19 protein-coding genes are annotated in these 24,302 nt (G+C 72.4%); 12 read left to right on the forward strand and 7 right to left on the reverse strand.

The features are described 5' to 3' along the window. The first annotated feature begins 97 nt into the window (after positions 1-97). From ACZ4AA_RS25965 to ACZ4AA_RS25990, 6 genes are all read left to right on the forward strand, one after another. Positions 98-847: a (2Fe-2S)-binding protein gene (locus ACZ4AA_RS25965; protein ID WP_467607500.1), complete on the forward strand. Its 750-nt coding sequence runs from the start codon at positions 98-100 to the stop codon at positions 845-847. Between the two features lie 214 nt (positions 848-1,061). Then, complete coding sequence (glgA, locus tag ACZ4AA_RS25970; protein ID WP_467607503.1) at positions 1,062-2,213, forward strand: glycogen synthase; 1,152 nt, start codon at positions 1,062-1,064, stop codon at positions 2,211-2,213. Between the two features lie 140 nt (positions 2,214-2,353). After that, positions 2,354-3,583 carry a glucose-1-phosphate adenylyltransferase gene (gene glgC / locus ACZ4AA_RS25975; protein WP_467607506.1) on the forward strand — a complete coding sequence of 410 codons (1,230 nt, stop codon included), beginning with the start codon at positions 2,354-2,356 and terminating at the stop codon, positions 3,581-3,583. A 315-nt stretch (positions 3,584-3,898) separates the two neighbouring features. Then, complete coding sequence (locus ACZ4AA_RS25980; protein WP_467607509.1) at positions 3,899-6,229, forward strand: GH92 family glycosyl hydrolase; 2,331 nt, start codon at positions 3,899-3,901, stop codon at positions 6,227-6,229. Between the two features lie 159 nt (positions 6,230-6,388). Continuing rightward, complete coding sequence (locus tag ACZ4AA_RS25985) at positions 6,389-7,717, forward strand: wax ester/triacylglycerol synthase family O-acyltransferase (protein WP_467607781.1); 1,329 nt, start codon at positions 6,389-6,391, stop codon at positions 7,715-7,717. A gap of 100 nt (positions 7,718-7,817) precedes the next feature. Then, positions 7,818-9,332: an SDR family NAD(P)-dependent oxidoreductase gene (locus tag ACZ4AA_RS25990; RefSeq protein WP_467607513.1), complete on the forward strand. Its 1,515-nt coding sequence runs from the start codon at positions 7,818-7,820 to the stop codon at positions 9,330-9,332. A 9-nt stretch (positions 9,333-9,341) separates the two neighbouring features. Here ACZ4AA_RS25990 and ACZ4AA_RS25995 read toward each other — a convergent pair whose 3' ends face one another. Both ACZ4AA_RS25995 and ACZ4AA_RS26000 read right to left on the reverse strand, forming a co-directional pair. Next, on the reverse strand, positions 9,342-10,163 hold the full coding sequence (locus tag ACZ4AA_RS25995; protein ID WP_467607516.1) for an SDR family oxidoreductase: 822 nt from the start codon (positions 10,161-10,163) through the stop codon (positions 9,342-9,344). A gap of 133 nt (positions 10,164-10,296) precedes the next feature. Further along, on the reverse strand, positions 10,297-10,884 hold the full coding sequence (locus ACZ4AA_RS26000) for an HD domain-containing protein (RefSeq protein WP_467607519.1): 588 nt from the start codon (positions 10,882-10,884) through the stop codon (positions 10,297-10,299). 528 nt (positions 10,885-11,412) lie between these two features. Between ACZ4AA_RS26000 and ACZ4AA_RS26005 the strand changes: the two genes are divergently transcribed. Continuing rightward, positions 11,413-11,586, forward strand: a complete 174-nt coding sequence (locus ACZ4AA_RS26005; protein WP_385403331.1) for a hypothetical protein — start codon at positions 11,413-11,415, stop codon at positions 11,584-11,586. Positions 11,587-11,739: 153 nt separating this feature from the next. Here the strand turns inward: ACZ4AA_RS26005 and ACZ4AA_RS26010 are convergent, their stop codons facing one another. Continuing rightward, on the reverse strand, positions 11,740-13,080 hold the full coding sequence (locus ACZ4AA_RS26010; RefSeq protein WP_467607521.1) for an amidase: 1,341 nt from the start codon (positions 13,078-13,080) through the stop codon (positions 11,740-11,742). Positions 13,081-13,456: 376 nt separating this feature from the next. On the opposite strand from ACZ4AA_RS26010, the gene ACZ4AA_RS26015 reads away from it, so the two are divergent. Then, entirely contained in the window at positions 13,457-14,461 is a 1,005-nt protein-coding gene (locus tag ACZ4AA_RS26015; RefSeq protein WP_467607784.1) for an aldo/keto reductase, read from the forward strand. Between the two features lie 53 nt (positions 14,462-14,514). Here ACZ4AA_RS26015 and ACZ4AA_RS26020 read toward each other — a convergent pair whose 3' ends face one another. Continuing rightward, entirely contained in the window at positions 14,515-15,948 is a 1,434-nt protein-coding gene (locus ACZ4AA_RS26020; RefSeq protein WP_467607523.1) for a lipase maturation factor family protein, read from the reverse strand. A gap of 115 nt (positions 15,949-16,063) precedes the next feature. On the opposite strand from ACZ4AA_RS26020, the gene ACZ4AA_RS26025 reads away from it, so the two are divergent. The 3 genes from ACZ4AA_RS26025 to ACZ4AA_RS26035 all read left to right on the forward strand — a co-directional run bounded on the left by ACZ4AA_RS26025 (position 16,064) and on the right by ACZ4AA_RS26035 (position 20,420). After that, entirely contained in the window at positions 16,064-17,368 is a 1,305-nt protein-coding gene (locus ACZ4AA_RS26025) for a DUF6777 domain-containing protein (protein ID WP_467607526.1), read from the forward strand. Positions 17,369-17,445: 77 nt separating this feature from the next. Then, positions 17,446-19,521, forward strand: a complete 2,076-nt coding sequence (locus tag ACZ4AA_RS26030) for a SpoIIE family protein phosphatase (protein WP_467607529.1) — start codon at positions 17,446-17,448, stop codon at positions 19,519-19,521. A gap of 38 nt (positions 19,522-19,559) precedes the next feature. Next, a complete protein-coding gene (locus tag ACZ4AA_RS26035) occupies positions 19,560-20,420 on the forward strand; it encodes an Fpg/Nei family DNA glycosylase (RefSeq protein ID WP_467607532.1) in 861 nt (286 codons plus the stop codon). Positions 20,421-20,522: 102 nt separating this feature from the next. Here the strand turns inward: ACZ4AA_RS26035 and ACZ4AA_RS26040 are convergent, their stop codons facing one another. The 3 genes from ACZ4AA_RS26040 to ACZ4AA_RS26050 all read right to left on the reverse strand — a co-directional run bounded on the left by ACZ4AA_RS26040 (position 20,523) and on the right by ACZ4AA_RS26050 (position 22,705). Beyond that, entirely contained in the window at positions 20,523-21,206 is a 684-nt protein-coding gene (locus tag ACZ4AA_RS26040) for a zf-HC2 domain-containing protein (protein ID WP_467607536.1), read from the reverse strand. Positions 21,207-21,505: 299 nt separating this feature from the next. Continuing rightward, positions 21,506-22,021: a hypothetical protein gene (locus ACZ4AA_RS26045; RefSeq protein ID WP_467607540.1), complete on the reverse strand. Its 516-nt coding sequence runs from the start codon at positions 22,019-22,021 to the stop codon at positions 21,506-21,508. A 135-nt stretch (positions 22,022-22,156) separates the two neighbouring features. Beyond that, positions 22,157-22,705, reverse strand: coding sequence for a sigma-70 family RNA polymerase sigma factor (locus ACZ4AA_RS26050; RefSeq protein ID WP_467607543.1), 549 nt, complete (start codon positions 22,703-22,705; stop codon positions 22,157-22,159). A gap of 289 nt (positions 22,706-22,994) precedes the next feature. On the opposite strand from ACZ4AA_RS26050, the gene ACZ4AA_RS26055 reads away from it, so the two are divergent. After that, positions 22,995-24,149 (forward strand): CapA family protein, encoded by a 1,155-nt coding sequence (locus tag ACZ4AA_RS26055; RefSeq protein ID WP_467607545.1) that lies wholly within the window; start codon positions 22,995-22,997, stop codon positions 24,147-24,149. Positions 24,150-24,302: the final 153 nt, after the last annotated feature.

Consider the following 24,302-nt stretch of genomic DNA (forward strand, 5'->3'; position numbering starts at 1 on the left):
ATTGGGTCCTACTGCCGATGGAGTACGAATCGCCCCTTGTCCTCCCCAGGGTGGGCGACACCACGGCCCGATCCACTGGTGGTCACCCCTAGGGGGCTTGGTACTACTGCTCCTCGTGGACCTCGACCCCGAACTCAAGGCGTTCGAAGCGCTCGGCGGCTTCTTCGTACTACGCACCGGCGTACCGCCGCGTGGCCCCCTGCCGACCCTCGCGAACGCCTGCGCGGACCCGGCGTCCGCGCCCCTTTCGGAGGTTTACGGAGATCCGGTAACTTTTCGCGTCCGCAAGGTCGCGCGGAGTATCCGCGCGCCGGAATCGCGGGTCGCGGCCTCGGTGGCGCAGCAGGGGCTCGCGGCCCGCTTCTGGTCCATCGCCCTCGGCTCCGCCGCGCTCTGCGGCCGACTGCCCGACCTCGATCCGGAGCTGCTCCTCTGGGACCCGGACGCCGGAGCTCCCGACGACCTCCGGCTCCGCGAGGTCCGCTTCCGGCCCGTGGCCGATCTCGACGCGGTCGTACGCGCCGGACTGCTCGTACCGCTGAGTGCGGCCCTGCGCGCACGCCACCGTGTCTCGCCGGCCCTGCTGTGGGGCAACGCGGGCTCGGCCCTGGCCGGGACCGTCCGCCAGCTGGACCGCTGGGCGCTGGCCCACCGGCGCCCGGACGTGGGGGAGCGGGCCAGGGCGCTGGCCGGCCGGCTCTTCGCGCACCCCGATCTGTCCGGCACCCTCGACCCCGGGACGCTGCGCCGCCGCAGCTGCTGTCTCTACTACCGGGTACCCGGCGGCGGGGTCTGCGGCGACTGCTGCTTCGAGCGGCCACCGCGTCCCGCACCCGGCAGGTCCTGACATGGCGGGTCCTGCCACGGCGGCTCCACCGGACCCGAGGCACCCGCCTCACCGGACCGGACGCACCCGCCCGACCGGATCCGAGTCACCCGCCCAGCCGGACCCGAGTCACCCGCCTTGCCGGACCCGGCGCGGGCGCGCTCGTCGCGGTCTTCCGTATCGGCTTCAACTGAGTGACCATGAGGGGAACCAGCCGTTAGGACGGGGGTTCTGTGTGCGCGTGGGACTGCTGACCCGGGAGTATCCGCCGGATGTCTACGGCGGCGCGGGCGTCCATGTCGAGTTCCTCGCCCGGGAGTTGAGGGACCTGACCGAACTCGACGTGCACTGCTGGGGCGAGGGCGCCTCCGGCGGGGTCGTGCGTCACCGGCCCTGGCCCGCCCTCGACGGAGCCAACGACGCCCTGCGCACCTTCTCCGTGGACCTGTCGATCGCCGCCGCGCTCGAAGGCCGCGAACTCGTCCACTCCCACACCTGGTACGCCAACCTCGCGGGACACTTCGGCAAGCTCCTGCACCGCATCCCGCATGTGATGACCGCCCACTCCCTCGAACCGCTGCGCCCTTGGAAGGCCGAGCAACTGGGCGGCGGCTACGCGCTCTCCAGCTGGGCCGAGCGCACCGCCATCGAGGCAGCCGACGCCGTGATCGCCGTCTCCGGCGCCATGCGCGAGGACATCCTCGGCTGCTACCCGGACCTGGACCCGGCCAGGGTGCGCGTCGTGCACAACGGCATCGACACCTCGCTCTACCAGCCCGATCACGGCACCGACGTCCTGGAGCGGATCGGCCTGGACACCGGGCGTCCGTACATCCTGTTCGTCGGCCGCATCACCCGGCAGAAGGGCGTGCCCCATCTCCTGCGTGCCGTGCGGGACATCGACCCGGCCGCGCAGGTGGTGCTGTGCGCGGGCGCCCCCGACACCCCGGAGATCGACCGTGAATTCCGGGAGCTGTACCAGGAGTTGAGCGCCGTACGGGACGGAGTGCACTGGATCCCGCAGATGCTGCCCCGGCCCGATGTCATCCAACTCCTCACGCACGCGGCCGTGTTCGTCTGTCCCTCCGTGTACGAGCCGCTCGGCATCGTGAACCTTGAGGCGATGGCCTGCGGTACGGCGGTGGTGGCCTCGCGGGTCGGCGGCATTCCCGAGGTGGTCGAGCACGGTCAGACGGGCCTTCTCGTGCCGCTCGGCGACGACTTCGAGCGGGAACTCGCGACGGCACTGGACTCCGTGCTCGCCGACCCCGCGACGGCGCGGCGCATGGGCGAGGCCGGACGGCGGCGCGCGGTGGGCGAGTTCGGCTGGGACGCGGTGGCCCGAAGGACGGTCCGGCTGTACGAGGAAGTCCTCAAAGCGGGGTAACCGTTCGGGCAGGTGAACTTCGGACCGGCGGACTTCGGGCGGCCGACTCCGGGGCGCCGGCTACGGGCAGATGAACTTCGGAACGCGGGGCGGGTCCGGGCGGCCGGGCGCGGCCCGAGGGGCGTGGAAGGGGCGGCAGCATGCGGCGTGGTGGGCGCGGTGGACCTTCGGTGCTGGGAATCGTACTGGCGGGAGGCGAGGGGAAACGGCTGATGCCGCTCACCGCGGACCGGGCGAAACCGGCGGTGACCTTCGGCGGCACGTACCGCCTGGTGGACTTCGTCCTCTCCAATCTCGTCAACGCGGACATCCTGCGCATCTGCGTGCTCACGCAGTACAAGTCGCACTCGCTGGACCGGCACATCACCACCACCTGGCGGATGTCGAGCCTGCTCGGCAACTACGTGACCCCGGTGCCGGCCCAGCAGCGGCTCGGGCCCCGCTGGTATCTCGGCAGCGCGGACGCGATCCTCCAGTCGCTGAACCTCATTCACGACGAACAGCCGGAGTACGTAGCGGTGTTCGGCGCCGACCACGTCTACCGGATGGACCCCCGGCAGATGCTCGCCCAGCACATCGAGAGCGGGGCGGGGGTGACGGTGGCCGGCATACGGGTGCCGCGCGCCGAGTCGTCCTCCTTCGGGGTCATCAGCCCCGGCTCCGACGGCCAGAGCGTGCGGGGCTTCTCGGAGAAGCCCGCCGACCCGCCGGGGCTCGCGGACGACCCCGAGTGCGTCTTCGCCTCGATGGGCAACTACATCTTCACCACCAAGGCGCTGATCGAGGCGCTGCACCGGGACGCCGAGGACGACAACTCCGTCCACGACATGGGTGGTTCGATCCTGCCCGCGCTCACGGAGCGGGGCGAGGCGCAGCTGTACGACTTCAGCGACAACCACGTGCCGGGCGAGACCACGCGGGACCAGGGCTACTGGCGCGACGTGGGCACGCTCGACGCCTACTACGACGCGCACATGGACCTGATCGCCGAACGTCCCGCGTTCAACCTGTTCAACCGCAGCTGGCCCGTCTACACCAGCTCGGGACAGCTCTCGCCGGCGCGCTTCAACGCCGGGGGCATCGCGAGCGAGTCCATCATCAGCGCGGGGTGCCTGATCCGCGGACAGGTGACCCGGTCGGTGCTGTCGCCCGGCGTGGTCGTCGATCCCGGAGCGGTGGTCCAGGGCTCGATCCTGCACGACAACGTCAAGATCGGGCGGGGCGCGGTGGTGCGCGGGGCAGTGCTCGACAAGAACGTCGAGGTCCCGCCGGGCGCGACGATCGGCGTCAATCCGGAGCGCGACTCCGACCTCTACACCGTCTCCAAGGGCGGCGTGATCGGCCTGGGCAAGGGCCAGCGCGTGCCCTGACGGGCCCGGCGGGCGGACGGCGGACGGAGGTCCAGGGGGCTCTCGGCCATGAAGGACGGCGACTCCAGGCCGTTGTCCGCCCGCGTTTGTCATGTCCCTGGACAGAGGTCCGGATCGCGTGTTGTCCTGCCGGTGCCCAGGGACGACCTCGTCGTTGAGTTCTGACAACGATGTCATCCCCCGGGGCGGTCCCCAACCTGCCGTGCCCGGACGCGACGCGTCCCGCGCGATCCCTTCCGGTTGCCCGGAAAGCCGGTCCCCCGCCCCGACCATGCATGAGGACAACGATGTCGATCACCCACCGGAGGCTCCCGCATGAGATGGACCCGGCGCCTGCGTCTGTGCACGGCGGGGCTGGTGACAGCGTCCGCGCTGTTCACCCTGCCCACCGCACAGGCCGCCGAGCCGCGCGACGGCCAACTCACCGATCTGGTCAACCCGTTCATCGGCACCCAGAACGAGGGCAACACCTATCCCGGCGCCGCCGTGCCCTTCGGCATGGTCCAGTTCTCGCCGGACACCGGGCACAACACCGGTTACGACCACTCCCAGAACCACGTCCGCGGCTTCTCCCTCGTCCATCTCTCGGGCGTCGGCTGCGGCCTCGGCGGTGATCTGCCCGTCCTGCCCACGACGGGAGACATCACCCGTACGGACGACGCGCAGTACGCGGAGGAGTTCGGCCACGACACCGAGGAGGCCCACCCCGGTTACTACCGGGCGGACCTCAGGAGCGGGATCGAGGCCGAGCTGACGGCCACCGCCCGTACCGGGGTGCAGCGTTACACCTTCCCGGCCACCGACAAGGCCAACGTGCTGCTGAACGCCGGCCAGTCGCTGCACAAGACGGTCTCGACGAAGGTCGAGGTCCTGGACGACCGGACCGTCCGCACGGAGATCACCGGCAGCGGCTTCTGCCGCTCCACCAAGCCCTACACGGTGTACACGATCACCCGCTTCGACCGGCCCTTCACCACCGCGGGCACCTGGAACGGCGACACCGTCACCGGCGCCACGAAGACAGCCGGCACCACCGGGCGCACCGGGGCCTTCGTGCGCTTCGACACCACCGAGGACCGCACGGTCGAGGCGACCACCGCGCTCTCGTACGTGGACGCCCGCGGCGCGGCCGTCAACCTCCGTTCCGAGGGCGGCCGTTCCTTCGACGAGGTCCGTGAGGCCGCCCGCGGCGCCTGGGAGGACCGGCTCGGCGACGTCCGCGCGCAGGGCGGCACCGACGCCCTGCGCCGCACCTTCTACTCCTCGCTCTACCGATCCTTCCTCGCGCCCAACATCGGCAGTGACGCCGACGGCCGCTACACCGGCTGGGACCAGCGGATCCACCGGGCCAAGGGATTCACGTACTACCAGAACTGGTCGCTGTGGGACACCTACCGCACCCAGTCGCAGCTGCTCGCCCTGCTCGCCCCGCGTGAGGCGCGCGACATGGCGATCTCCGTACTCAAGATCGACGAGGAGAGCGGCTGGCTGCCCAAGTGGGGCTACGGCACGGTCGAGACGAACATCATGACCGGCGATCCGGTCACCCCCTTCCTCACCAACGCCTTCCAGCAGGGTCTGCTCAAGGGGTACGAGGAGCGGGCGTACCGCGCGCTGAAGAAGAACGCGGACGGCGTGCCGCCCGCCGACTCGCCCGCGGTGGGCCGCGAGGCCGCCCGGGAGTACAACGCGAACGGGTTCGCCCCCTACCTCCAGGGCCGCCCGCACACGAAGTCCGGTGACTCGGACTACGACCACGGCGCCTCCGTGACCCTGGAGTACGCCCTGTCGGACGCCGTGCTCGGCGAGATGGCACGGGAGCTCGGCCACGACCAGGACGCGGCACGCTATCTGGCGCGGTCCCAGAACTACCGCGCGATCCACGACCCCTCGACCGGCTTCTTCCGCGCCCGGGACGGCGCCGGGGCCTTCACCGGCCCCGTCGACCCGGCCCAGAGCGTCGGCTTCCACGAGGGCACGGCCTGGCAGTACCAGTGGCTCGTGCCGCAGGATCTGCCGGGCATGATCGGCATGATCGGCGGCAAGCAGGCCGCGAACGACCGGCTCGACTCGTTCTTCGCCTACGGGCAGTTGCTGAAGGACCCGGCGAAGACCGCCCGCGACGTCTGGGTCAACGGCCCGTACGCCTACTACAACGCGGACAAGTACAACCCGCAGAACGAGCCCGACCTCATCGCCCCGTACACCTACCTGTCCACGGGACAGCCGTGGAAGACCACCGACGTCGTGCACGCGGCGCTGACCCTGTTCACCGACGCGCCGACCGGCATGACCGGCAACGACGACCTCGGCACGATGTCCGCCTGGAACGTCCTGTCGTCCATCGGGATCTTCCCGGTCCAGCCCGGCTACGACACCTGGGGCCTGTCCACGCCCGTCTTCGAGCGGGTCGACCTCACCCTCGACCGGCGCTACTACCCGCGCGGCGCCCTGACGGTCACGGCGCCGGGCACCTCGGACACCGACCGGTACGTCCAGTCGGCCCGTCTCGACGGTGCGCCGTACGGCCGTACGTACCTGACGACCGGCACCCTGAAGGGCATCCGGTCGCTCCGCTTCACCGTCGGCCCTGAGCCGTCCGAGTGGGGAACGGCGGCCTCCGCGGCGCCTCCGGTCCTGAAGTGACACCCGGCCCGCCCCGAGGCGGGCCACATGTCCCGTCCCTCGTCCGAGGGGCGGGACTTAATCAGCTGTTAACTGTGCGTAACTTGAGCGTACTTGACCGTAATCACCAGTCCGGGTTTGACTGCACGTCCAACCCGTCGTCGACGCGAGAGCATGCCCTTGATCTCCGACCTCCTCGCACCACTCGACCTGGCGTTCTGGAACATCGAGTCCGAGCGGCATCCGATGCACCTCGGAGCCCTCGGTGTCTTCGCCGCGCACTCGCCGGCCGCCGGCGCCCACGCGGCCGACCTGCTGGCGGCCCGCGCCGCGGCCGTCCCCGGCCTGCGCATGCGGATCCGCGACGTGTGGCAGCCCACCGCGCCGCTCGCCTTCGGCAGCGCGGCCCGCGAGCCCGCGCCCGACTTCGAGCCGCTGGACCACGTCCTGCTGCACAAGCCGGCCGCCGACTTCCACGCCGTGGCCGGGCGGCTCATGGAACGCCCGCTGGAGCGCGGCCGGCCGCCGTGGGAGGCCCATGTGCTGCCCGGTGAGGACGGCACGTCCTTCGCCGTGCTCTTCAAGTTCCACCACGCGCTCGCCGACGGGCTCAGGGCGCTGATGCTCGCCGCCGCCCTCATGGACCCGATGGACCTGCCGGAACCCCGGCCGCGCCCCGCGGAACCGCCCAGGGGGCTGTTCCCGGACGTGCGCAAGCTGCCCGGACTGGTCCGCGGCACCCTCTCGGACGTGGGCCGGGCCCTCGACATCGGCACCTCGGTGGCCCGCGCCACACTCGGCGCGCAGTCCTCGCCCGCCCTCACCTCCGCGCCCACCGGCACCCGGCGCACCGCCGGCGTGGTCATCGACCTGGACGACGTGCACACCGTCCGCAAGACCGTCGGCGGCACCGTCAACGACGTCCTGATCGCCGTCGTCGCGGGCGCCCTGCGCCGCTGGCTCGACGAACGCGGCGACGGCAGCGAGGGAGTCTCCCCGCGCGCGCTGATCCCCGTCTCCCGGCGCCGGCCGCGCACCGCGCAGCCACAGGGCAACCGGCTCTCCGGCTATCTGATACGGCTTCCGGTCGACGATCCGGACCCCCTCGGCCGGCTGCGTGCCGTACGGACGGCGATGGACCGCAACAAGGACGCCGGACCCAACCGGGGCGCAGGCGCGGTCGCGCTGCTCGCCGACCACGTCCCGCCGCTCGGACACCGGCTCGGCGGGCCCGTCGTGGGCCAGGCCGCCCGGCTGCTGTTCGACATCCTCGTCACCAGCGTCCCGCTGCCCAGCCTCGGCCTGAAGCTCGGCGGCTGCCCGCTCACCGAGGTCTATCCGTTCGCCCCGCTGGCCCGGGGCCAGGCCCTCGCGGTGGCCGTCTCCACCTACCGGGGGCGGGTCCACTACGGCCTGGTGGCCGACGCGGAGGCCGTTCCCGACCTCGATCTGCTGGCCCGTTCGCTGACCGAGGAGGTGCGCGTACTGATCACCGCCTGCACGCCATGATCACAACGGGTTTGGTGCCGCGCGCGATTGGTCCGTAAAATTCCGCCTTCGAAAGCGAGCGCGGTTTCGAACGCGGCGCACAACCCGAGGAACGGCAGCGATGACGGTGACAGAGGACGGCCGGGCGACCCCCGCCGTGGACACGACAGATGTGGCGGACGTCGCGTTCGGTCCCGGCATCGACCCGGAGCGGCTGGCGGTCTGCCTCGGCGTGCTCGACGAACTCGAGAAGATCGACGTCGACCACCCCGACGCCATCGCCGTGCGCCGTGCCACGGCCGGTGTGTACCGGACCGTGAAGCAGCGCCGCCGCCAGGAGCGCCGCGCCGCCAAGACCGCTCACGACAAGCAGGTCACCGAGTCCACCGCGACCGGCTCCGCCCAGCGCATCGACGACGAGACCGAGGGCATCCTGCCGTCGTCGGTGACGGAGGAGGGTCGGATCGCGGGCATACTCCAGCGCCCGCGCTCCTGCTACACCTGCAAGACGCGGTACGTCGAGGTCGACTACTTCTACCACCAGCTCTGCCAGGACTGCGCCGCCCTGAACCGCTCCCGCCGCGACGCCCGTACCGACCTCACCGGCAAGCGGGCGCTGCTCACCGGCGGCCGCGCCAAGATCGGTATGTACATCGCGCTGCGCCTGCTGCGCGACGGCGCGCACACCACGATCACCACGCGCTTCCCGAACGACGCGATCCGCCGCTTCAAGGCCATGGACGACTCGGCGGACTGGATCCACCGCCTTGAGGTCGTCGGCATCGACCTGCGCGACCCGGCCCAGGCCGTCGCCCTGGCCGAGCGCGTCGCCGAGCAGGGCCCGCTCGACATCCTGATCAACAACGCCACGCAGACCGTGCGCCGGCTGCCGTCCGCGTACGCCGCGCTCGTCGAGAGCGAGAGCGCCCCGCTGCCGGCCGGTGAACTGCCCGCCCAGCACGTCATCGGCGCCTTCAACTCCGGAGCGGTCGACGGACTGACGGCACTGCCCGTCGGCGTCTCAGGACTGGAGGCGCAGAAGGTGGCCGATCTCGCCCTGGTCGCCGGCAACGCCAGCGTGGTCCGCCACCGGGAGGGCACCGCCATCGACGCGGGCGGCCTGCTCCCCGACGTCGTCGACAGCAACACCTGGGTGCAGACCATCGAGCAGATCTCCCCGGTCGAGCTCCTCGAGACCCAGCTGTGCAACTACACGGCACCCTTCATCCTGATCAGCAAGCTGCGGCCGCAGATGGCCGAGGCCGCCCGCACGGCGTCCGCGGGACGCGCCTACGTCGTCAACGTCTCCGCGATGGAGGGCGTGTTCGGCCGCGGCTACAAGGGCGCGGGACACCCGAACACCAACGCCGCCAAGGCCGCCATGAACATGGTGACCCGCACCAGCGCGCAGGAGATGTTCCAGAGCGACGGCATTCTGATGACCTCCGTCGACACCGGCTGGATCACCGACGAGCGCCCGCACTACGACAAGCTGCGCCTGGCCGACGAGGGCTTCCACGCCCCGCTCGACCTCGTCGACGGCGCGGCCCGTGTGTACGACCCGATCGTCCGCGGCGAGCTGGGCGAGGACCTGTACGGCGTCTTCATGAAGGACTACGCGCCCGGCAAGTGGTAGAGGGGCCTGCTACCGCGCGGGCCCTCGCGGGTCGGGGGCCGCGCGCCGCAGCCGTTCGTGGACGGCGTGGGCGTCGGCGCCCGGCCGGGCCGCCCGCACCCGTGTTCCGCCGTCGACCAGCAGGTCGGCGCCGGTGATCCAGCAGGCCGCGTCGGAGACCAGCCAGGCCACGGCACGGGCGACGTCCTCGGGCCGGCCGATCCGGCCGAGCGGGAGCGAGGCGCCCAGTTCCTCCTCGGAGTCCTCCCACACGAAGCGGGCCATCTCGGTGCGGACGAGGCCGGGGGAGACCGAGTTGACCCGCACCCGCGGGGCCAGCTCGCCGGCCAGCTGCCGGGTCAGGTGGAGCAGGGCGGCCTTGCTGGTGCCGTACGCGCCGACCCGCGGGCCGACGTGTTCGGCGCCCTCCGTGCACACGTTGACCACGGCCCCGCCGTGCTCGCCCATCCAGGCCCGCCAGGCGCACTGCACCAGACGCAGCGGCGCCTCGACGTTCACGGCGAACGCCTCGCGCCAGCGGTCCGGGTCGGCGTCCATGAGCGGGCCGTAGGGCTGGTTGGTCGCCGCGTTGTTGACCACGATGTCCAGCCGTCCGAACGTGCGCAGCGTCAGCGAGGTCAGCTCCCTCAGATGCGCCCCGTCGGCCACGGAACCCGCGAGCCCGATCCCGCCGACCCGCTCGGCGGCGCGCCGCACCGCGTCGGGGTCCCGCGCGCTGACGCACACCCCGGCCCCCGCTCCGGCGAGCGCCTCGGCGACGGCGAGACCGATTCCGCGCGAGGCGCCGGTGACGATGGCGGACCTGCCCTCGAGACCGTACGACGGTGTCATCCGCGTACCGTCTCATGACGGACCGTCAGCCGACAGACCCCCGCGACGACCGCCGCCGCCCTCCGGACAGGGTGCGGCGCGCCGCCGGGCGGGTCCGGCCGGAGCGGTCGCCGCGGGCCGTGCGGCGGGGCTGTCAGTCCGAGGCGCCCAGGCGCGCGGAACGTTCCGCCACCAGTTCCAGCAGGGTGCGCCAGTCCTCCAGGTCCCCGGCGTACAGACCGGGGACCCGCCCGGCGTCGTCCGCCTGCCGAAGGATCACGGCGTCCTCCGCCAGCGGGTCGTGCTCGAACGCCGCCGCCTCCCGCGGGGTCATCGCGGCGGCCGGGGCGGGTGTGTCCAACGGGGACGGCCCGCGGCCCGGCGAGGTGGCCGCCAGGTAGCGCTCCGCCGTGACATGCAGACGGACGAGACCGGAGACCCGCTCGCCGAGGAGCGGGCGCACCGCGTCGGCGCCGTGCCCTGCGTGCCCGGCGTCGTCACCCGGCCTGAGCACATGTCCGATGTCGTGCACCAGCCCCGCGACCTGGAGCTCCTTGTCGCTGGGATGGCCCCGGCGCAGCAGTGCGGCGGTCTGGAGGGCGTGGTCGTGCAGATCGACCGGGCCGCCGGCGGGTGTTCCCCCGATCGGGCGAATCCGGGTGCGGGCGAGCTCGGGGGTGTCCCGGAGGCCCCGGCAGGCGTGCAGCAGATCCATCAGCTCCCCGACGCTGCGCAGCTCCATACGTCAGTCCTCCCGCGAGAAAAGCCGTTGCCGTGCGACAGCAGAGCATGGACTCCTTGCGAACCGGCCAACGGGACCTGAACTGCGTGGCGGCTTCGGAGCCGGACGCGCCGACGGCCGTCGGCCGATGGTGACGCAGTCCCGCCCCTGACCGGTCACGACGCCCCCGCCCAGGGGCGATATTGAGCCGAATGGGTGGTCGTGAACGGGGCATCATGTTTCAAATCGCCGCAGATCGTGGCCTGATGGGTCCTGGATGACGTGTGACAGTAACCTCACGTTTTCAGCCCCATAGAGCAGGGGGCCGCTCATTTGGTTAGGCTGTAGCCCGACGGACAGACTTACTGGGGTCCACCCACACCCACGGTCCGTCCCGGGACAAGCCCATCACCACGGCCTGCTCTCACACGAGTTACCGGCGCCACCGCGTCCCTAACTGCTTCGACTCAGACCCGAGCGGGCGTCAGGCGACCCGAGAGCACCGGGCCCTAACGTCCCGAGGGTGACCCGACACATAAGGAGTGCGCGGTGACACCAGAGAAGACGAATCGCGATCACGGCCCCAAGGAACGCATGGAGCGCCGGGGTGGGTCCGACACCAAACTCGGAAGCCTGGACGTGTGGGCCAGGTCCGCTCCGATCCGCCTCGCGGGCTACGAGGACGACCTCGCCGAGCCCCATATCCTGCCCAGCGTCGACTGACCGACGCCGGGAGCCGGCGGAACCGACGACGGCACGCCAGTGCCGGATCCGCGCCCATGCCGAACAGGAGAAGCCGCGGCCGACCACCGGCCGCGGCTTCGGCCTGTGAGGACGCCGTCCGGCCGGACGGCGTCCTCCGGCCGGACGCGGGCCTCAGTCGAGCGGCGCCGTGCGCCGCCACGGGTGGAGCACTTCCAGTTGCCCGGCCACGTCGAGGAGAGCCGCCTCGGAGCCGGGCAGACCGACCAGCTGTACGGCACAGGGGGCGCCGCCCGGCAGCCGTCCGAACGGGACCGACATCGCGGGCCAGCCGGTGAGGTTCCACGGCGGGGTCATCGGCGAGTAGCTGGTGTTGGCCAGTACATTGCGCAGCCAGCCGCGCTTGTGCCAGTCGACGGAGGCGGGACCGCGCCGGGCCAGCGCCGGTGTGAGCAGCACGTCGTGCTCCGCGAAGAACGCCGCCAGCCGTCCGCGCAGTTGCTCACGGCGTTCCCCCGTGCGCACACCGGAGACGAAGCGGCGCCCGATCGCCGCGTGCACCCGGGTGCGCCTGGCCAGCCTTCGCGGGTCGAGATCCTCGGCGTCGACCGCCGTGCCCGCCGTCCAGTGCGCGAGCGAGGACGTGCTCAGCCACAGCGGGTACGGCGGGTTCGCGGTCCGCACCCGGTGGCCCGCCTCGGCCAGCAGGGCGGCCGCCTCCCGGGCCGCGTCCGTATACGGTCGCGTGACGCGGATTCCGGCCAGCGGGCTGCGTACCGAGACGGCGATCCTGAGGGTGGCGGGCTCCGCGGGCGGGGCCGGCTCGATGTCCGCGAGAAGGGCGTACAGCAGCCGGGCGTCCTCGACCGACGTGGCCAGCGGGCCGTTCTCCGACATGCCGAACCAGTCGCCGTGACCGATCCCGGCCGGGATCACCCCATGGCCCGGCTTCAGGGTGACCAGACCGCAGTTGGCGGCCGGGATGCGCAGGGAGCCCATGCCGTCGTTGCCGAGCGCGACCGGCACCATCCCGGCCGCGACCGCCGCCGCGCTGCCGCCCGAGGAGCCGCCCGCCGTGCGGGACAGGTCCCAGGGGTTGCGGGCACTGCCGTACACGCCCTCCGTGGTGCCGAAGACGCAGAGTTCGGGCACGTTCGTCAGGCCGACCACGACGGCCCCCGCCGCACGCAGCCGGGCCACGGTGACGTGGTCCTCGGCGGCGGGCGTGTCCGGGGTCGCCGCGGAACCGTTGCGGGTCGACTCGCCCCGTACCGCCAGGTTGTCCTTCACCGCCACCGGCACTCCCGCGAGGGGCAGCCGGCCGAGATCCCGTCCGGCCAGTTCGTCGGCCTCCGCGAGGGCGGCCCCGGCGCGGACCGTGCGAAAGGCGCCGACGCGTCCGTCGAGGCGTTCGATCCGTGCGAGGTGCTCGGCCACCACCTCGCGGGGGGTGACCTTCTTCTCGCGTACGGCTGCGGCGATCTCGGTGGCGGTCCGGCCGGCCCAGGTGGTCACGGGCGCTCCTCACTCGTGTCGTACTGGCGAGTAGTTACGTGGAGCACTCTGCCCGCAGCCGGGGCACCACGTCGAGAGTCCACGACCCAGGACCTTCGGCGGGCGCCCGTCGGGGGGTGCGTGTCGGACCGGGCCGGGCCTGACGCTGTACGCGGGCCGGTGGGAGGAGAGATCCTCGGGACCGACTCCGAAGCCGACTCCGAAGCCGACTCCGAAGCCGACTCCGAAGCCGACTCCGAAGCCGACTCCGAAGCCGAACCCGACGCCGAAACCGCTGTCCCGACGCCCCGAAGGAGAACACCGTATGACGGATGCCCAGGAACGCCACGGACGTGAGGCGTCGGGGACCGGGGGCGCTCCCGGGACCGGCGGCCCGGTGAACTCCCTCGGCGCCCGCGGCATCCCCGTCAGCGCGCTGTCCTTCGGAGCCGCCGGTATCGGCAACCTGTACACCGAGGTCACCGACGAGCAGGCGCACGAGGCGGTCGACGCCGCCTGGGCGAGCGGCATCCGTTACTTCGACACGGCACCGCACTACGGGCTCGGCCTCTCCGAACGGCGCCTGGGCGCGGCCCTGCGCGGCCTGCCCCGCGAGCGGTACACCGTGTCGACCAAGGTGGGCCGCCTCCTGGAACCCGTGGACACGGGCGGCGACGACCTGGCCGACGGATTCGCGGTGCCCGCCACGCACCGCCGCGTGTGGGACTTCAGCGCCGACGGCGTACGACGGAGCCTGGACGCCAGTCTGGAGCGGCTCGGCCTCGACCATGTGGACGTCGTCTACCTCCACGACCCCGACGACCACGCCGAACAGGCGTTCCGTGAGGGCTTTCCCGCACTGGCGGAGCTGCGCTCGCAGGGGGTGGTCGGCGCGATCGGCGTGGGCATGAACCAGACGCGGATGCCGGCCCGGTTCGTCCGCGAGACCGATGTCGACGTGGTGCTGTGCGCGGGCCGCTACACCCTCCTGGACCACGGCGCCCTCACCGAACTGCTCCCCGCCGCCCAGGCCCGGGGCGTCGCGGTCGTCATCGGCGGTGCCTTCAACTCCGGCCTGCTCGCGGACCCGAGGCCCGGGGCGACGTACAACTATGCGGTGGCCCCGGGCGAGTTGCTGGACCGTGCCCTGCGTCTCCAGGAGATCGCGCGCCGCCACGGCATCACCCTGCGGGCCGCCGCCCTGGCCTTCCCCGCCGCCCATCCGGCCGTCGTCAGTGTGCTGGCCGGGGCCCGCTCGGCGGCCGAAGTCCGCGACTGCGCCCAGCGGTTCGCGGAGCCGGTCCCCCCGGACTTCTGGCGGGAACTGCGCGAGGAGGGCCTGCTGCCCGCCACCGCGCCCGTCCCCGCCGCCACGCCCGTCCCCGCCCCGGAGCAGGCGTGAGAGCCGCCGCCCCCCCGGCCCGGCACGTGTCTCCGACCGTGTGGCACCCGTCGTCACCGGCGCGGAGCCCGCCGCCCGGCCGGCCCCTCCAGCCGGGTCGGCGGAAGGAACTCGCGCACATAGGTCCGGTGCCAGCACGCGCCCGTCTCGCGCAGCTCGCGCCAGGTCGTGTACCGGTAGCGGAAGAGCCGGGCGCGGATGTAGCGGGGCGGCGCGTCGGCCGGGAACGGGCAGCGGCGCAGCAGCCGCAGCGTGTCCCGGTCGTTCTCCAGGAGCCGCTCCACGAGACCGGAGAACCAGGTGCCGGCGTATCCGGGGGAGAGCGCCACGAACCACATCAGCCAGTCGAGCCGCAGGTGGTACGGCGCGAACTGACGCGGCCGGCGCCGTGGATCCCCCGGCTTGCCCCTGAACTCGTACTCCCGCCACTCGGCGTCCTCGCGCGGCACCTCCGCCGCCGTGCCCTCGACGACCACCTCGTGGCGCACCCTGCTGACGCTGCCGAACGCCCCGTAGGTGTTCACCAGATGGAGCGGGTCGAAGGAGCGGTTCATGACCTGCCGCCGGGAGACCAGATTGCGTGCCGGACGGTAACTGAGCGCCAGCAGACCCGCGGCCACCACCAGCACGACCACCTCGTACCACAACGGCGGCGCCGCGGTCCGCGGCGCGGTGCCGGGAAGTTCGGTCACGCTCAGGGCGAGCACGATCGTCGTCCAGTTCAGCCAGGCGAAGTTGCCCGAGAGCACCAGCCACAGCTGGGTCAGGATCATCAGCGAGGCCGCGGCCGTCGCGATCGGCTGCGGGGTGAACAGGAGCACGGGGAGCACGAGTTGGGTGAAGTGGTTCGCCGCCGCCTCGGCGCGGTGCAAGGGCCTGGGCAGCTGGTGGAAGAACCAGCTCAGCGGACCCGGCATCGGCTGGGTCTCGTGGTGGTAGTAGAGGCAGGTCAGCTTCCGCCAGCACGCGTCGCCCCGCATCTTGATCAGCCCCGCCCCGAACTCCACGCGGAACAGCACCCAGCGCAGGAGGAACAGCACGGCGACCGGTGGCGCCACCTCGTCGTTGCCGAGGAACACCGCGAGGAAGCCCACTTCGAGCAGCAGCGACTCCCAGCCGAACGCGTACCAGGTCTGGCCGACGTTGACGACCGACAGGTACAGGGCCCACGGCACGAGCCACAGCAGCATCGCGCCCCACAGCGGCAGCAGCCCGTCGAGTCCGCCGGCCAGCGCCGCCGACACCGCGCAGCCGATCCAGCACCAGGCGGCGAAGAAGCGGTCCGAGTAGCGCCAGTGGAAGACGCTCGGCGCCTCCCGGAACGTGACCCTGCGCACGAAGCGGGGCACGGGCAGCATCCCGCGCTCCCCGGTCAGCGCACGGAACTGGAGGGCCGCGCCCAGGAACGCGACCAGGTACAGCACGGCGAGACCCCGCTGGAACACCAGTCGGCTCAGCCAGTAGCCGGGTGCGACGAACCACTCCATGGAACAGGCTCCTCTCCCCTCCATTGTGACGCTGGGTGACCGATTTCCGCTTGCGTGCGCCAAGAGGGTGACGCAGAGAATGAGGCACCAACTGCCCGGCACGAACGGGAGAGACGTGGTGCACATACCCACCAGGACCTTTTCCGCGGCCTGCGCGCTCGCGGCCGCGCTCCTAGTCGTCGCGGGCTGTGACGCCGGTGGCGGGGACACGGCGCCGAACGGATCCACCGGCGGCGAAGTGCTCCTCCAGCCCCTCACGGACCGGGGGCCCGACCCCTTCACGGGGTCCACCGAGACCACCCCCGCGACCCGGCCGCCCGTCACCCGAACGCCGCAACCCTCGGCCACCGGCACCCAGGGGGTCCGCTCCGTCCCGGGCGGCACACCCGGCCTGTACGGCGGCACCCGCAACACCGGCAGCTGCGATGTCGGCAGGCAGATCCGCTACCTCGCCGCCGACCGGGCCAAGGCCCGCGTCTTCGCCGAACTCTCCGGCGTCTCCCCGGCGTCCGTCCCGGACTATCTGCGGCAGCTGACCCCGGTCGTGCTGCGCGCCGACACCGTGGTGACCGACCACGGATTCGCCGCCGGACGGGCGACCGGGTTCCAGGCTGTGCTCCAGGCCGGCACGGCCGTCCTCGTCGACGACCGGGGCGTCCCCCGGGTGCGCTGCGCCTGCGGCAACCCGCTGGGCCGGCCCACCGTCATCGACGGGAACCCGGACACCCGGGGCAGGCCGTGGGGCGGCTACCGGCCCGCCCAGGTCGTCGTCGTGACACCGGCGCCCGACGTGATCACCGACATCACGATCGTCGACGTCGGCGACAGCACCTGGATCGAGCGGCCGGTCGGGTACGAGGGCCACCGCCACGACCACGCCGTACCGCCGCCCGATGACCCGAGCCCGGGGCCCCACGACTCGCCTCCGACCCAGCGGCCCTCCGCCGGCACCTCACCGGGCGGCCGGAGCCCGTCCCCGGACGCCTCCGACTGCCTCACGCCGACCGCGACGGTGACCCCGACGCCGGGCACCGGGGACGGCACCCCGGGCGAGAGCGCGGGGCCGGGCGCCGCACCCACGGCCCCTGCGACGGACGGCGCCGCCATGGACGTGGCCGTGCCGGCGCGCCCGAGCGCCGAGCCCTCGCACTGCCCAGGGGCCACGGTCACGGCGTCGCCGAAAACCGGGCCAGGCACCACCCCGGCCCCCTCGGACGGCGCCACGGCCCCGCGCACGGACCCGGCCGCCCCCGACCGCTCCGGCTCCCCGGACCCGGGGGTCCCCTCCGACGAGCCGGGCACGCCGACCGAGGACAGCTCCCCGGACGGCCCCGAGGCTCCCGACGGCGGGCTGATCCCGGACGACCCCACCGGTCCGGACAGCGTCTTCGACGTCTCGGCCGATCCCCCCGGCACGTGAACACCCGCCCGTCCGAGGGGCCGGAAACGGGCCTCCCAGAAGTCGAACAATCGGGCAAATACTGGCATGGTGGCCCCATGGTTGATCGGGGAGCGAGCGCCCTGTCACTCCCGGACGACTGGCCCGCCCACCCGGATCCGATCCTGGCGCTCAACCGCATGGGCAGCTTCGACTGGGACCTGGACACCGGTCTGATGCAGATGGACGCCCAGGCCCACGAGGTCTTCGACGTGCGCCCGGACGAATACGACGGGAACCCGTCGACGCTGTCCCTGCGGGTTCCGCCGGCCGAGTCGCGCCGGCTCGACACGATGGTCTCGCACGCCCTGAAGGACGGCAGCGAGAACTACGGCGCCTACTTCCGCATCCGCCGTCGCGACGGCGTCCTGCGCTGGACCCACACCCAGGGCTACATCCGCCGCGACGAGAACGGCAGACCCCGCCGCATCATCGGCATCGTCCGCGACGCCACGGCGGAGCTCGACGAGAGCACGGCCCGCCGCGAACAGGCCGCCCAGCACGAGGTACGGCGCCAGCAGACCAGCGTCGTCCAGCTGACCACGGCCGCCCTGGCCCACGCCGTGACGGTGCAGGACGTCATCGACGTGCTCCAGGACACCCACGGCCTCACCCATCTCGGGGCGGCCAGCCTCGTCATGGGCCTGGTGGAGGCCGGCCGCATCCGCATGGTCGCCACGGGCCCCGAGGCGAGCTACGTCCCCGGCACCCGGGTCACGCGCCTGGACGCCCAGTACCCGATGAACGAGGTCGTACGGACCCTCGTACCGCACTTCATCGAGTCGCCCGAGGAGTTCGCCGAGTCGTACCCGCTCCTGTGGCCGAACATCACCGGTCTGAAGATCACCTCGGCGGCCTATCTGCCGCTCATCGTGCAGGCCCGCCCCATCGGCGCGATCGGCCTGCTCTACAACGACCGGCACGGCTTCTCCGAGGACGAGCGCAACGTCCTCGTCGCGCTCGGCAGCAGCATCGCCCAGAGCCTCCAGCGGGCCATGTTCTTCGAACAGGAGAAGGACCTCGCCCAGGGCCTCCAGCAGGCCATGCTGCCGCGCTCCATCCCCAGCGTGAGTGGCGCCGACATCGCCGTCCGCTACCGCTCCGCCTCGCTCGGCCGTGACATCGGCGGCGACTGGTACGACCTGATCCCGCTGCCCGGCGGACGCGTCGGCGCCGTCATCGGCGACGTCCAGGGCCACGACACCCACGCGGCCGCCGTCATGGGCCAGCTGCGCATCGTCCTGCGCGCCTACGCGGCCGAGGGGCACACCCCGGCCACCGTGATGGCCCGCGCCTCGGTCTTCCTGCACGAACTGGACACCGACCGCTTCGCGACCTGCCTGTACGCGGAGATCGACCTGTCCACCGGAGTGACCCAGATGGTCCGGGCCGGTCACATCGACCCGCTCGTGCGGTACGCCGACCGGACCTGCCGCAGGCTGCCCCTCGAAGGCGGACTGCCGCTCGGTCTGTCCGCCGAGTTCGGACGCCTCGAATACCCGGTCGCCACCGTCGAACTCGACCCGGGCGAGACCCTGCTGCTGTGCACCGACGGACTCGTCGAGGAGCCGGGTGTCGACCTCGACGAGGGCATGCACGCGCTCAGGGAACGCATCCGGGTCGGCCCGGACGACGTGAGTGATCTCGCCGACGTCCTCATCGACATGGCCGAGGCCCGCGGCGGCGACGACGACGTGGCCCTCCTGCTCCTGCGTCGCCACGGTCTGATCGACCAGCGCTCGGGCGGGCGGCTCCAGCAGCACGTGGCCCCCGGCGACCCGGAGGCGCTCAGCGAGGCCCGCCACATGATCCGGGCCGCCGTCCGCGCGTGGGGGGCCCGGGACCGGGCCGACGAGATCGAGCTGGTCGCCGACGAACTGATCACCAACGCCCTCATGCACACCGAGGGATCGGCGATCGTCACCCTGCGCGTCCTGGCCGGATCCGACCGCCGACTGCGCGTCGAGGTCGAGGACTCCTCCAGCGCTCTGCCCCGCCGCCGCGAGGCGGGCGAGTCCGGGGTCTCGGGCCGCGGGCTGCTGCTCGTCGACCGTCTCACCGACGTCTGGGGCGTCGAGGCGCGCGGCGGCGGCAAGGTCGTGTGGTGCGAGTTCATGGTCGGCGAACGGAGCTGATCCCCGGCGCCGCCGGTTCCGGATGGCACCCTGGAGGTATGCCGGAACTGCCCGAGGTCGAAGCGCTCAAGGAATTCCTGGCCGGCCGTCTCGTGGGCCGCCGGATCGTGCGCGTGCTGCCCGTCGCCGTCAGTGTCCTGAAGACGTACGACCCTCCCGTCTCCGCCCTGGAGGGCCGCGAGGTCACGACCGTCCGCCGGTTCGGCAAGTTCCTCGACCTCGGGACGGACGGCCCGCACCTCGTCACGCATCTGGCCCGGGCCGGCTGGCTGCACTGGAAGGACACGCTCCCCGACGGGCCGCCCCGGCCCGGCAAGGGACCGCTCGCGCTGCGGGTCGCGCTGGAGACCCGCGAGGGCTTCGACCTCACCGAGGCGGGCACCCAGAAGCGGCTCGCCGTGTACGTCACCGAGGAGCCGGAGCTCCTTCCGGGCATCGCCCGGCTCGGCCCGGACCCGCTCGCCGACGACTTCGACGAGCGGCGGTTCGCCGGCCTGCTCCAGGGCGAGCGGCGCCGGCTCAAGGGCGCGCTCCGCGACCAGAGCCTGATCGCGGGCGTGGGCAACGCCTACAGCGACGAGATCCTGCACGCCGCCCGGATGTCCCCCTTCAAGATCGCCTCCTCACTGACCCCCGAGGAGACCCGGCGGCTGTACGAGGCGCTGCGCGGCACGCTCGCCGAGGCGGTGGAGCGCTCCCACGGGCTGGCCGCCGGACGGCTGAAGGCGGAGAAGAAGACCGGTCTGCGGGTGCACGGGAGAACGGGGGAGGCGTGCCCGGTGTGCGGCGACGTCATCCGCGAAGTCTCCTTCAGCGATTCCTCGTTGCAGTACTGCCCGACCTGTCAGACGGGCGGCAGGCCGCTGGCCGACCGGCGCATGTCCCGGCTGCTCAAGTAGGCGGGCCGCGGAGGCCGACCCGCGTGATGGATCGAGGCGACGCGCCGAAGTGGCTTGCCGAACCGGCCCACCCGGCACCTCGATCGGTGAAGAGGGTGCCGATCAGGGCGAGTTGAGCGTCACGAGGTGTTCGCCTTCCGCCGTGCGCACCTCGAACCGGCGGATCTCCTCGGGCCGCATCGACGAGCCGCCCTGCATGGTGAGCGCGTCCTCGTGGTGCGCGGGTTCCATCCAGCTGGTCACCGACTGCTCCGAGCCGTCCTTGCCGATGGCGATCAGCTCGCAGGAGCGGGGACCCTTGATGTCCTTGACCGCGACCTCGATCTCGCTGCCCGACAGCCGTTCCCGGGTCGTCACCTGGGCCCAGACGCCGGTCTCCGCGTCGGTCCTGGCCATCTGGCTCGACGGGGGGTCGGCCGCGGCGACCGTGCCCGAGGGCGCGTCGTGGCCGACGGCGGAGAGGGCGATCGCGGACCCGCCCGCGGTGAGCACCACCGAGGCGGCCAGGGCGAACAGGAAGCGCCGGCGCCCGGCCCGGTTGCGGGTGCTGACCTCGCCGAGCAGCCGGTCGAGCAGTCGCGGCCCGGGGGCGGCGAAGGGGTGGACGCTGCGCGGTGTCGACTGCCGGTACAGCATCAACTGCCGTGTGGCGGGCCGGTACTCGCTGACGAACGCCGTGCACTGAGCGCATTCCACGAGGTGGTCCTCGAAGCGGAAGGCTTCCGCCTCGCCGAGCACGCCGAGCGCATAGGCGCCGACGTCGCCATGCCGTTCAAGGGACCTCATACCGAATACCGAATCCTCGTGGCGTTGGTGCGGACTGTGAGTGGTGTTGCTGTTGCCCACGGGTACGCAGCAGACCGTCGAATCACTCAAGACTCGTCAGGAATCGGGGAGAGGACATTCGGAGCGGGGGCGCCCGCGGATTGGTGCGAGCGGGTGAATTCTGTTCCCGGCACGGTCATGGCCGTCGCCCGCGCCGGTTCCGGCACGGTCGTGGCCGCTGCCGGCACCGGTTCCGGCACGGTCGTTGCCACCGCCGGCACCGGTTCCGGCCGGGTCGCGACGGGCCGTCAGAAGAGATGTCAGAAGAGATGGATGGCCAGATGCCCGAGCGGCAGCCCCAGCCGCCAGGCCGCCGTCCACACCTTGGGGCCCTCGTCCTCGCCGGGCACGGAGCCGCCGCCGGGGACCGCGTCGAGGTCCGGAGCGAGCAGTTCCGTCTCCTCCAGCCACCGCCAGGCCGCGGCCGCCAGCTCCAGATCGGGATCGGGCGCGGCGCGTCCGGTGGCCTCGGCCGCGCGCAGCTCCAGTTGTTCGCGCACCCAGGTGTGCCAGGGCTGGTCGTACGCCGTCAGCGAGAGCCAGGTCTCCAGCTGGGTGATGACCCGGATCCCGGAGAGCTCACCGCCGCTGTCGGACAGGAAGATCGTCAGCGCGAGGGCGTCGCGCCCGGCGCGGAACTCGAAGGAGGTGGGCGGCATCAGGTCGCCCGTCCGCAGCAGTTCGTCGGCGATGTACTCGGCGTACAACCAGGCCATGGGGACGGTGAGTTCGCCCCCGCCGGTGCCGTCCGTGCTCTCTTGCCCTCTGTGCAGCATCCCTTCCTGCCTTCCTCCGGTGCGTGCGCGTCGCCCGACCCCGGGCCCCAGTCCGGAAAACGGATGAGGCAAGCTGATTGCTCAACCATGGTCCTCAGCAAGGCGCTTTACGGAGGCTTGACCAAGTCGTCGGTTTCAACGCAGGTCGGCCGCATATCCGGGAAGGACCCGGCGCAGGGCACGCAGCGCGTAGTACGCGCGGGATTTCACCGTACCGGGTGGAATTCCCAGTGCCGCGGCGGCCTCCGCCACACTCGCCCCCTGGAAGTACACCAGCACCAGGACTTCACGGTGTTCGGGAGTGAGTGTCTTCACAGCCTCCCGCACATCCAGGGTCGCCACCGACCGTTCGGCGTGATCCGCACAGACCCGCGCGTTGTCCAGGACCGTGTCGGGGACCTCGGGAGGCCGTGCCTGGCGGGCCCTCCGCGCGTCGATGGCCAGCCGTCGTCCCACGGTCAGCAGCCAGGGCCGTACGGACTCGAAGGCGTCGGCACGCAGGGCCTCGGGATGCTGCCAGGCGCGTACGAACGTCTCCTGCACCAGGTCCTCGGCGCGCTGGCGGTCGCCGTCGGACAGGCGCAGCAGCAGGGCGAAGAGGGGGCGGCCGTGCTCGCGTTGCAGCGCTGCCAGCTCGTGCTCGGCGGTCGTCCTCGGGGTGATGGTGGTGGTTCCGGCCGTCATGGCGTGTATGTCAGCGCCCCGCATCCCGCGCGGACAGGGCGGGGACAGGGTTGTGCGCCGGGCGGTCGAAGCGGTCGGCGAACGGTGCGCCGAACGGTCGGCCGCCGTGGAGCGCCGCGTTCCGCGACCACCGGGTCCGTACGGCCGTTCGCCCGGGCCGCCTCGCCCCGGCCGCCTCGTTCGTGAACGCCGAACGGGTGAGCCGCGAGGGTGTCTCCTTGACTGGCGCCGGTCCATACCCGTGGATTCATATCCATTGGTAATTAAATGCGACCGCATGGGGCCCGGCATGATCACACGCGCGCGACAGATCCAACTGGCCCTCGCTGCCGCCCTCATCGGGGCCGCGCTGGTCACCCAGACCCACGACACGACCGCGCGGCACCGCGACGGACGGCCCGGCCCAGCCGCCGCCCGCGGCTTCACCCTCGTCGCCGGCGGCGACATCCTGCCGGACAGCTCGGTCCTCGAACGCGCGGGCTCCGACGCGGGAGGCGCCGGATACGACTTCCGGCCCATGCTCGCGGGCGTCCGCCCCGCCGTCTCCGGCGCGGGCCTGGCGCTCTGTCACCTGCGGACCGTGTACGACCCGGGCGACGACCGGACCGGGGCGTACGTCTTCAAGGCCCCGCCCCAGGTGGCCGACGGCCTCGCCGCCACCGGCTACGACTCCTGCTCCACCGCTTCCGGCCACGCCCTGGACGACGGCGCCGACGGAGTCCGGCGCACCCTGGACGCGCTGGACCGCGCCGGCGTGCGGCACGCCGGATCGGCCCGCAGCGCACAGGAGTCGGGCGCCGTCACCCTGCTGCGGGCCGGCAGCGCCCGCGTCGCCCATCTCGCGTACACCGACGGCACCGGCGGACTCCCGCTCCCGCCGGGACAGCCCTGGGCGGTCGGCCTGGCCGACCCCGACCGGATCGTCGCGGACGCCCGGGCCGCCCGGGCGGCCGGCGCCGACGTGGTCGTCGTCTCGCTCGACTGGGGCACCGAATGGCAGGACCGGCCGGACGCGAACCAGCTGAGCCTGGCCGGGCGCCTGACCGCCTCCCGCACCGGCGGGCGCCCCGACATCGACCTGATCATCGGCACCCGCTCCCATGTCCCGATGCCGTACGAGAAGGTCAACGGCACCTGGGTGGTCTACGGCACCGGCGACCAGATCGCCGGGGAGATGTACGACGACCAGGGAGTCCAGGACCCGCGCGGTGACCAGGGCACCCTCGGCCGCTTCACCTTCTCGCCGCCCGCGCGGCCCTCGCAGCGCTGGGAGGTGACGAAGGCCGAGTTCATCCCGCTGGCCTTCGACCTCGACGCCGGCCGGGTCGTCGACCTCGACGCGGCGCTGAGGCAGGGTGCCGCCGTGGGTGCCGTGCGCGACCGGATCCGCGATGTCGTCCTCGGCCGGGGCGCGGGGCGGGCCGGACTCGTCATGACCGAGTGACCCGCTGGCCCGCTGACGCGTCCGGAGCCTCCCGTACGGCGTCCCGGCGCGGGTGGGCCGGGTGCCGGGGGTGACCCATTGCCCGGGTGACCCGCTGCCCGAGTGACCGGGCGACCCAGGGGCCGGGTGACCCAGGGGCAGCGTGGCCGGGAA

This window comes from Streptomyces sp. NPDC024698 (genome assembly GCF_055559015.1).